We start from the raw sequence: 9,413 nt of genomic DNA, 5'->3' as shown, positions 1-9,413 counted from the left end.
GATCTTTCTCGACGAGGCGTTGATCGCGCCCATGGTGCCGACCACTTGCGCCACGACGCTGCCGCCGCGTACGGCGACGCTGGAGGCAGACACGGCCAGCTGGTTGGCCTGGCGGGCGTTGTCGGCGTTTTGTTTGACGGTGGAAGTCAGCTCTTCCATCGACGCTGCCGTTTCTTCGAGCGAGCTGGCCTGCTCTTCGGTGCGGGACGACAGGTCCTGGTTGCCCGCTGCGATCTGGCCCGTTGCGGTGGCGATGGTGTCGGTGCCGGTGCGGACTTCGCCGACAATCTTTGCCAGGTTGTCGCGCATCGCTTTCATCGCAACCAACAAGCTCGTCTGATCGTTTGGTTTGGTGTCAATTGCCACGGCAAGGTCACCTGCCGCAATTTTTCCCGCAATCGCTGCGGCGTAATCTGGTTCGCCGCCCAGTTGTTTGAGCACCCCGCGTGTGAGCCAGAAGGCAATGCCAGCGCCGAGCAGTACGGCAATACCGCCGACGATCAACATCAGGCTGAGCGCCGCGCTGTAAGTTTGTGCGGCCGCCTCGGCATCCTGCTTATTGACGGCTTCCTGGAAGTCCTTCATCTCATCCAGTGAGTCCAGCCATTTCCGCTGTGGCTCCCTAACTTCCTTCAGCATGACATCGGTTGCATTCTTGGTGTCGTTAGCAAGGCCGAGTTTCACGACCTTGTCGATGACCGGGGAAGTGACTGCCTCGCCTTCCTTGATCTTGGCAAGAATGACTTTGCCTTTCTCTTTCGTAATCAACTTGGTGAGGGTCGCTTCCGCATCGTCGTATTTCTTGCGTTGCTCCGCGATGCGCTTCACCTCGGTTTGCATGTCGGCTGCATCTTCCAGCAGCACTACGTTGCGAACGGCGGTGCCGATGTTGCGGATGGCACCGCGCATCTCTTGCGATAAGTCCATCTTCACGTTATTGTCGTTAACGATGCCATCCAGCCGGTCGTTGATTTCCGACATGCGCGTGATGCCGATGAGAATCACGGCAACCAGCATCAACAGCACAAGGCCGAAACCCAAACTCAAACGCATACCTATTTTCATGTTCTTGAACATTTTTATCTCCTGATTTAAATTCGAATCGATATTGCAATCGATGTGATGAGTCCGATGACTCGTTGGACAGGCGCTTTTCACGCCGCCAGTTTTTCGACCAGCCCCATCTCGGCGCTGGTCATGAGTTTGTCGATATCCACCAGAATCAGCATGCGTTCATCGAGCGTGCCCAGTCCGATCAGGTAGTCGGTGTCCAGCACCGAGCCCATCTCTGGCGCAGGCTTGATCTGCTCGGGGCTCAAGGTGATCACGTCCGATACGCTGTCCACCACCATGCCCATGACGCGGCTGGCCATGTTGAGGATGATCACCACCGTGAACTGGTCGTAAGTCGGCGTTCCCAGATTGAACTTGATCCGCATGTCGATGATCGGCACGATGATGCCGCGCAGGTTGACCACGCCCTTGATGTGCTCGGGCGCATTGGCAATGCGGGTGACGGTGTCGTAACCGCGCAGCTCCTGCACCTTCTGGATATCAATGCCGTACTCTTCCTGGCCCAGCGTGAAGGCCAGAAACTCCAGCGCCTTGGCGGCGGCTGGGTTGGGGTTGCTTGTTGTTGCGTGCATGTGTACTCCTTTTATTTTTGTGGTGACACGCATGATCACGCGCCACACCATGGACCTGAAAAGCAATGCCGTTGACGGCTATGCGTAATTTGGTTATCGGAAAGATAACTACTCAGGTCTTCTACTCTCGCGTAGGTCGGGTTAGCAGCAGGCGTAACCCGACATCGGCGGTTGTGACAGTACCCTGTCGGGTTACGCTGCGCTAACCCGACCTACCTGGGACTGCTGGCGTCGAGGGAGCTGAGTAGAGCGGGGACTGCGCCACTGGTGGCCCGCGCGATGGGCATGCACGGCTCAAACGGCCCCGCGTTTTCCAGTTACCAATGGCAGCAGTAGTAACGCCCAGCAATTTCACCAAGACGCTGCGCCCGTTTACCAAACGCTCCGCCCCATCCGTGTGGGGGGTGAAGTTGTAATTTGCATAACGAACAATAACACGAATCGTGTTTATAAATCAACACCACGTGTTCACACTTTTTGTGTTCAATAGAATAATCATGAAAACAATCGGTGAGCGCATTAGGCAGGCCCGAGAAGCACTTGGACTAAGTGGCGACGCCTTGGCAAAGCGCGTTGGCTATAAAAACCAGTCGGCAATCGGCAATCTTGAGAATCGAGCTGGCGGCACCGGTGGCAGCCGCATAGAAATAATCGCCGACGCCCTAAACGTGACAGTCGACTGGCTGCTACGCGGCCCCGATCGCGACAGCGTTCCGTTTGCTAATGGCTACATGCAAACACAAGGGGCCGATGGACAAACGCCGCCCAGTAGTACCGCGCAACAGTCACAATGGCGCCGCGACTTCGTTGATCCAGTTTTGAGCGAGGCCAATATGCTGATGAGAAAAATGTCACCAGCAGGCCGCGAGCAGGCTATTCTTTACCTTCGATTCATGGCGACGCAGCACGCTGCCCAGTCCCTCTCTACTCAAGGGGAACGTGATTCCATTCCCCACCAAAAAACAGCGTGAGTCGTCATATCCAAACTGAGAAAAAAGGTAAAAATAAAAGCCCGGTAGCGTCCGGTCAACGCAGCCCTACCGCGAGGCAGAGCCAATAACGGTGCGGATTTGCGGGCGATTTTTTTTGGTGACAATTTGAATTTAGAGGCTTCATTTTTAGGTGGTTTTCTTGAGTTAACAACTTTGGGGATTGCTCACGAATCTTGGCAAGACGGTTTTTGCCCAATTGATGTAGTTTGAGTTTTTAGCGGACACCAGTAGTCCTCTTCGCCGCGCTAGAATCTTGCAGCTATCCTACCCGAATTTGCTACTTTTTTTATAGCTACTTGCACCCGCTCATCAATGGCTGTAGGCACTTTTTACCATCAAACTGCACTTGAAATTCCGTTTCAGGAGATCGCCATGACCCAGACCCCGCACAACATCTACGACAAACTCAAGGCACTGAACATCACCCTGCCCGAAGTGGCCATGCCAGCAGCCGCTTACCTGCCCTTCGTGCAGACCGGCAAGCTGGTGTTTCTGAGCGGCCACCTGGCCAAAAAAGACGGCCAGGTCGTTGTCGGCCAACTCGGCAAAAACGTGACCACTGAAGAAGGCAAAGCCGCCGCCCGCCTCATCGCGATTGACCTGATGGGCACGCTGCATGCCGCCGTGGGCGACCTCAACAACATCAAGCGCATCGTCAAAGTCATGAGCCTGGTCAACTCCACCGGCGACTTCACCGAGCAGCACCTGGTGACCAACGGCTGCAGCGAGTTGCTGGGTGAGGTGTTTGGCGACGCGGGCAAACATGCCCGCAGCGCCTTTGGTGTGGCGCAAATTCCGATGGGCGCCTGCGTGGAAATCGAGCTGATTGTTGAAGTCGCCTAAGCAGGCCAAGTGCACAGGCCAGGCCTCAGCTTGCGGTGCTCCCGGTCATGAACGTGAAACTCCGGGTAAAGGGCACACCGCTGTTGGTTCCACTGACATTGACCTGGTAGGTGGTGTTGGCAGCCAGTGGTGCCAGGGGAATCACCACCGCCAGATTGGGCGCCACGACGCCGCCGCTGGGGTCATTGGCGGTGTTCAAAATATACGTTGAAGTGGCCTCGCTGGTGCCGGTGTTGACAATCGAGGCGGCGTTGATGGCAAGCACACGATTGGCGGCGACTTTGACGACAATGCCCGGACCAATCGGGTTAACCGACAAATCGCGTCCTGGAATCGGGCCCGGAATTTCATTGCTGATCTTCCACACGATGCCGGTGCTGCCCTGGCAGGGGTAGGTGACCACCCCGGCACTGTCCAGCGACTGCCTGGCTTTGAATCCAAAGTTGAACAACACCATGCTCCGGCGTCCCCCGAACGGGTAGCTTGCAATGGTGCCCGAGTCGACAAAGGCAGTTCCAGCCGCGTCAGCATCGGACATCATGCTGGCCAAGTGGACCGGCGCGGACAAAAGAGCACGGGTAAAAAAAGTCCCGTCACCCGCGGTAGACGCCGTGGCCAAGGCACGAAAACCTTCGGCAAAATCCTCAGACGCCTGCTGGACCGTGGCCGGCGTGCCATAGCCCGCATACCACACGCGGTCGAGCACGTTGTTGCCTGTGAACCCCGCAGGATAGAGGTCTCTGTCCTCGTCGTGGCTGCTCACATTGTTGATGAACTGGTACATCGCGTGGTTCATGGCCGCGGTGTCCAGGGCGGCGTTTTGGGCCAGCGTGCCAAAGCCGCAGGCCAGACGCTCCTGGTTCAGCAGATCAAATGCCGCCTTCTGCTCGGAGCCAGGGGGGTGGGTCGAAGGCTGCGGGCTTGAGACAATCGCGGTGAAGCTGGCGGGCGGGGCTGACGCGGGGCACTGGACCTGCGCGTCAGCCACACTCACGGCGCTGGAGCGGGTGCTGCCGTCTGAGCAGGACGCGGTGTAGAGGCTGCTCGCAGCGGTGCCCGTGCCGCTGCTGCCCCCGCCACAGGCGCCCAGTGCAAGCGCTACCCACAGGAATGCCGCAGCAAGTGCGGTGCTTTGCCGGGTTGTCATGGCATCCCCCATCAGGTTGTTATCGGTCGGCAAACTTTACAACAAGCGCCCTGCCAGAGGGTATATTTCCGGACTGCAGGGGTAACAGCCCGGTTTATCCGCTATAAAAATAGTAGCTATTACCGCCCAATATTATTGGGCCAGAGCCACTTTTTATCACTCAACCCGGGTGATCGCCGTGGGTTTAAAGCCCAGGTCCGCCGCCTTGCCCTTGCGCGCGCGCGCGGCCCTGGCATTGTTCAGGCTGCGGATTTCCAGTGTTTCATCACGCACTTTGCCGCCGCGTCCAATGCCTTCAATCTTCACGCTGCGGGTATAGGCGGCAGCGCCGGCCAGGGTGTCTTTGGCGTCCAGGTCGATCAGCACCAGGCCGCGGCCACCCTTGTCCATCTGCTTGAGCTCGCTGATCTCGAACGTCAGGATTCGGCCGCCGGCGGAAGCGCAGGCGACATGCGTGGCGGGCGGCAGGGGCTGGGCGCCGGTGCTGCCCTGTGCATGCGAGGGGCGGCAAATGGTTTCGCCCTCGCCCAAGCCAAGGAAGGCCTTGCCGCTCTTGTTGCGCGACACCATGCTTTCCACCGTGGCCAGAAAGCCGCAGCCGCCCGAGCTGGACAGCAGCAGCATGGCCGAAGGAGGTCCGGCAAAGTAGTGCAGCAACTGGGTGCCCGATTCCAGCTCGATCAGCGTGGTGACGGGCTGGCCGTCGCCGCGCGCACCGGGCAGCGCGGCCACCGGCACCGAATACACCCGGCCGTTGCTGCCAAACGCCAGCAGCATGTCCACCGTGCGGCATTCAAACGTGCCGTACAGCCCGTCGCCGGCCTTGAAGGCAAAGCTTGCGGCGTCGTGGCCGTGTCCGCCTCGGGCACGGACCCAGCCCTTGCTGCTGACCACGACCGTGACCGGTTCGTCCAGCACCTTGACGTCGAGTACCGCCTTTTTTTCGGCCTGGATCAGGGTGCGGCGCGGGTCGGCAAACTGCTTGGCGTCGGTTTCGATTTCCTTGATCAGCAGCCGGCGCAGCGCCGTCGGGCTGCCCAGGATTTCCTCGAGCCTGCCCTGCTCTTCGCGCAGGGTTTTGAGCTCCTGCTCGATCTTGATGGCTTCCAGCCGCGCCAGCTGGCGCAGGCGAATTTCCAGGATGTCTTCAGCCTGCCGGTCGCTGAGCTGAAAGCGCGCGATCAATGCGGCTTTGGGCTCGTCGGCCTGGCGAATGATGGCAATCACTTCATCGATATTGAGCAGGACCAGATGCCGCCCTTCCAGAATATGAATGCGGTCCAGCACCTTGTCCAGGCGGTGCTGCGAGCGCCGCTGCACCGTGGTCTGGCGAAACGCGATCCACTCCGTGAGCATTTGCCGCAAGGACTTTTGCGTCGGCTTGCCGTCCAGCCCCACCATGGTCAGGTTGATGGACGAGGAGCTCTCCAGGCTGGTGTGGGCCAGCAGGGTATTGATGAGCTCTTGCTGCCCGATCTTGCTGGTCTTGGGCTCAAACACCAGGCGCACGGCGGCATCCTTGCTGGATTCGTCACGCACCAGATCCAGCACCGACAGCACGGTCTGCTTGAGTTGCACCTGGTCCTGGCTCAGCGCCTTTTTGCCGGTCTTGATTTTCGGATTGGTCAGCTCTTCAATCTCTTCGAGCACCCGCTGGGTGCTGACACCGGGCGGCAACTCCTGCACCACCAGCCGCCACTGGCCGCGTGCCAGGTCTTCAATCTTCCAGCGCGCGCGCACCTTGAGCGAGCCCCGTCCGGTGCTGTAGGCCGAAGCAATCTCCTGCGCGTTCGAGATGATTTGTCCGCCGCCCGGGTAGTCGGGCCCGGCAATCAGGGTGTACAGGTCCTCGTCGCTGAGCTGGGGTGTTTTGATCAGGGCGACACAGGCGTCGGCCACCTCGCGCAGGTTGTGGCTCGGGATTTCAGTGGCCAGTCCCACGGCAATGCCGCTGGCGCCATTGAGCAGCGTAAACGGCAGGCGTGCCGGCAGTTGGCGCGGCTCTTCGGTCGAGCCGTCGTAGTTGGGGATGAAATCGACCGTGCCCTCGTCAATCTCTTCCATCAGCAGGCTGGTGATGCGGGCCAGCCGCGCCTCGGTGTAGCGCATGGCCGCCGCGCCGTCGCCGTCACGGCTGCCAAAGTTGCCCTGTCCATCAATCAGCGGGTAACGCTGCGAAAAGTCCTGCGCCATGCGCACCAGTGCGTCGTAGGCCGCCTGGTCGCCGTGCGGATGAAAGCGGCCCAGCACGTCGCCCACCACGCGGGCGCTTTTGACCGGCCGGGCACCGGTCGCGTTATTGGCACCGCCAAAGCCCAGGCCCATGCGCGCCATGCTGTACAAAATGCGCCGCTGCACCGGCTTTTGGCCGTCGCACACGTCGGGCAGCGCCCTGCCCTTGACCACGCTCAGCGCGTATTCAAGGTAGGCGCGCTGCGCGTAGGCGGCGAGCGAATCCTGATCGGCGGGCTCAGGGGTTGGGGCTGGGACCGGGGCGTCCGGCGTAAAAAGATCCGTCATGAATTTGCTTGGGTGAATTTATAAAGGTGGAGCCGTCAATCCCGCTCGGACTTGAGCGCAGGCATGGCAGTGGACGGCACCATGTTGCTGCGACCACGGGTGCCGCCCATCATTTCCATGCGCACCCTTCCCGAAGCGGCCATCGTGCCGGGCGGCTTCAGATGGTTGTAGAGCTGCATCACGGTTTTGACGTAATTTTTGGTTTCCGGGTAATTCGGTATCTTGTTGCCCGCCCGCTGCACGGCGCCTTCACCGGCGTTATAAGCCGCAATGGCCAGCTCAAGCTGGCCAGGGAACAACTTGATCAGGTAACTTAAATACCTGGACCCTGCCCTGATGTTGGTGGTGGGGTCTGTCAGCTTTTTCTGGATCGGGGAAGTCTTGTCGGCCTGGACGCCATAACGCTCTGCCGTCGGCGGGATCAGTTGCATCAGGCCGACGGCGCCCTTCGGTGAAACGGCGTGGGTGTCGAACCCGGACTCGGTGGCGATCAGGGCCTGCAGCAGTTCGTAGTCAATTCCGTGCGTCACGGAAGCTTCGCGCAGCAAATACTTGACCGCCTTGTAGTTGGGCGATACATCAAAAAAGGCCAGCAATTTGGGCGGTGCCCCCACCGCGCCCGCCGCTGCTCCAGTATTGCCTGCATTGAAGCTCTCGCCCCCGCGAAAAAACAGTTCGTAGCGCTCGTCCAGCTGGGTTGCCGAAAAGTGCGCCGTACCCTGCGCGTTGACATAGCCCCAGACATCGGCACGGGCAGGCGAGGCCTGCAAAGCCGCGAGCACCATGACCAGCAAGGGCAAACCCAGCGCGCGCCAGCGGGCAACCCAGCCCAAAGTTGGCCGTGTCAACAACGAAAACAACTTGGCGCAAGAATTCATCAAATATCGATTTCTACGGCATCGCCGTGCAACTCCATCAGTTCGCGGCGCGCCGCCGCTTCACCTTTTCCCATCAGCTTGGTGATCAGGCTCTCGGTTTGAAGGAAATCCTGGTTGCCCAGCTGCACGGGCAACAGCCGGCGGGTGTCGGGGTTGAGCGTGGTGTCCCACAGTTGTTCGGCACTCATTTCGCCCAGGCCCTTGAAGCGGCTGATGCTCCAGGCATTTTCACGGACACCATCCTTGCGCAATTTATCCAATATGGCGTTCAATTCACCTTCATCAAGGGCATAGACCTTGGACGCGGGCTTTTTGCCCCGTGCCGGCGCATCCACACGAAACAATGGCGGCCTGGCGACAAAGACGTGACCCGTTTCGATCAGTTTGGGAAAGTGGCGGAAAAACAGGGTCAGCAGCAGCACCTGGATGTGCGAGCCGTCCACGTCGGCATCGCTCAGAATGCAGACCTTGCCGTAGCGCAAACCACTTAAATCCGGCGTGTCGTTCGGGCCGTGCGGGTCTACCCCGATGGCCACTGAAATATCGTGAATCTCGGTGTTGGCGAACAGGCGGTCGCGGTCCACTTCCCAGGTGTTGAGCACCTTGCCCCGCAAGGGCAAAATCGCCTGGCTTTCCTTGTCCCGGCCCATCTTGGCGCTGCCGCCGGCCGAGTCGCCTTCGACCAGAAACACCTCGTTGTGCGCCAGGTCCTTGCTTTCGCAGTCGGTCAGCTTGCCCGGCAGCACGGCAACGCCCGAGCCCTTGCGTTTTTCAACTTTCTGGCCTGCCTTCTGGCGGGTTTGCGCGGCCTTGATGGCCAGTTCAGCCAACTTTCTGCCGTACTCGACATGCTGGTTCAGCCACAACTCCAGCGCCGGGCGCACATAGCTGGAGACCAGCCGCACCGCATCGCGCGAATTCAGGCGCTCCTTGATCTGGCCCTGAAACTGCGGGTCCAGCACCTTGGCTGAGAGCACGTAGCTGGCGCGGGCGAACACATCTTCGGGCAAGAGCTTGACGCCCTTGGGCAGCAGCGAATGCAGCTCGATGAAGCTCTTGACGGCCGTAAACAGACCGTCACGCAGCCCGCTTTCGTGCGTGCCGCCGGCGCTGGTCGGAATCAGGTTGACATAACTTTCGCGCACCGGCTGGCCAAACTCGGTAAAGGCCACGCACCAGCTGGCGCCCTCGCCTTCGGCAAAACTGTCGTGCGAGGCATCGGCAAAGCCTTCTCCTTCAAACAGCGGAATCACCGGGTCGCCGGTCAGCGTCTGCATCAGGTAGTCGCGCAGGCCGCCCTTGTAGAGCCAGGTTTGTGTTTCTTTGGTTTTCTCGGTCGTCAGCGTGACACTGACGCCGGGCATCAGCACCGCCTTGCTGCGCAGCA

Annotated in this window: 8 protein-coding genes; 2 read left to right on the top strand and 6 right to left on the bottom strand. The window is 59.8% G+C overall.

Annotated features, from left to right (window positions below; genetic code table 11):
- Positions 1–1,077, bottom strand: a 1,077-nt coding sequence (locus tag Q8K05_RS14115) for an MCP four helix bundle domain-containing protein (protein WP_305247271.1), incomplete at its 3' end; no start/stop codon positions are given.
- A 77-nt stretch (positions 1,078–1,154) separates the two neighbouring features.
- Positions 1,155–1,646, bottom strand: coding sequence for a chemotaxis protein CheW (locus tag Q8K05_RS14110; RefSeq protein ID WP_305247270.1), 492 nt, complete (start codon positions 1,644–1,646; stop codon positions 1,155–1,157).
- 497 nt (positions 1,647–2,143) lie between these two features.
- On the opposite strand from Q8K05_RS14110, the gene Q8K05_RS14105 reads away from it, so the two are divergent.
- Together Q8K05_RS14105 and Q8K05_RS14100 are read left to right on the top strand one after the other, a co-directional pair.
- The gene (locus tag Q8K05_RS14105; RefSeq protein WP_305247269.1) at positions 2,144–2,617 is read left to right on the top strand and encodes a helix-turn-helix domain-containing protein; all 474 of its coding nucleotides are present in this window, start codon (positions 2,144–2,146) and stop codon (positions 2,615–2,617) included.
- Positions 2,618–3,010: 393 nt separating this feature from the next.
- Positions 3,011–3,481, top strand: a complete 471-nt coding sequence (locus tag Q8K05_RS14100) for a RidA family protein (protein ID WP_305247268.1) — start codon at positions 3,011–3,013, stop codon at positions 3,479–3,481.
- Between the two features lie 25 nt (positions 3,482–3,506).
- Here Q8K05_RS14100 and Q8K05_RS14095 read toward each other — a convergent pair whose 3' ends face one another.
- The 4 genes from Q8K05_RS14095 to Q8K05_RS14080 form a co-directional block, all read right to left on the bottom strand.
- The gene (locus tag Q8K05_RS14095) at positions 3,507–4,640 is read right to left on the bottom strand and encodes a hypothetical protein (RefSeq protein ID WP_305247267.1); all 1,134 of its coding nucleotides are present in this window, start codon (positions 4,638–4,640) and stop codon (positions 3,507–3,509) included.
- Between the two features lie 144 nt (positions 4,641–4,784).
- A complete protein-coding gene (parC, locus tag Q8K05_RS14090; protein ID WP_305247266.1) occupies positions 4,785–7,148 on the bottom strand; it encodes a DNA topoisomerase IV subunit A in 2,364 nt (787 codons plus the stop codon).
- 35 nt (positions 7,149–7,183) lie between these two features.
- Positions 7,184–8,026: a lytic transglycosylase domain-containing protein gene (locus tag Q8K05_RS14085; protein WP_370868862.1), complete on the bottom strand. Its 843-nt coding sequence runs from the start codon at positions 8,024–8,026 to the stop codon at positions 7,184–7,186.
- Positions 8,026–9,413 (bottom strand): toprim domain-containing protein (locus Q8K05_RS14080; RefSeq protein WP_305247265.1); only part of this gene is annotated, 1,388 nt, incomplete at its 5' end. The genes Q8K05_RS14085 and Q8K05_RS14080, both read right to left, overlap by 1 nt.

The sequence above is a fragment of the Polaromonas sp. genome, assembly GCF_030682935.1.
In the GTDB taxonomy this organism is placed as follows: domain Bacteria; phylum Pseudomonadota; class Gammaproteobacteria; order Burkholderiales; family Burkholderiaceae_C; genus Polaromonas.
The sequence above is the reverse complement of the archived record's forward strand: the minus strand, read 5'-3'. Positions and strand labels throughout refer to the sequence as shown.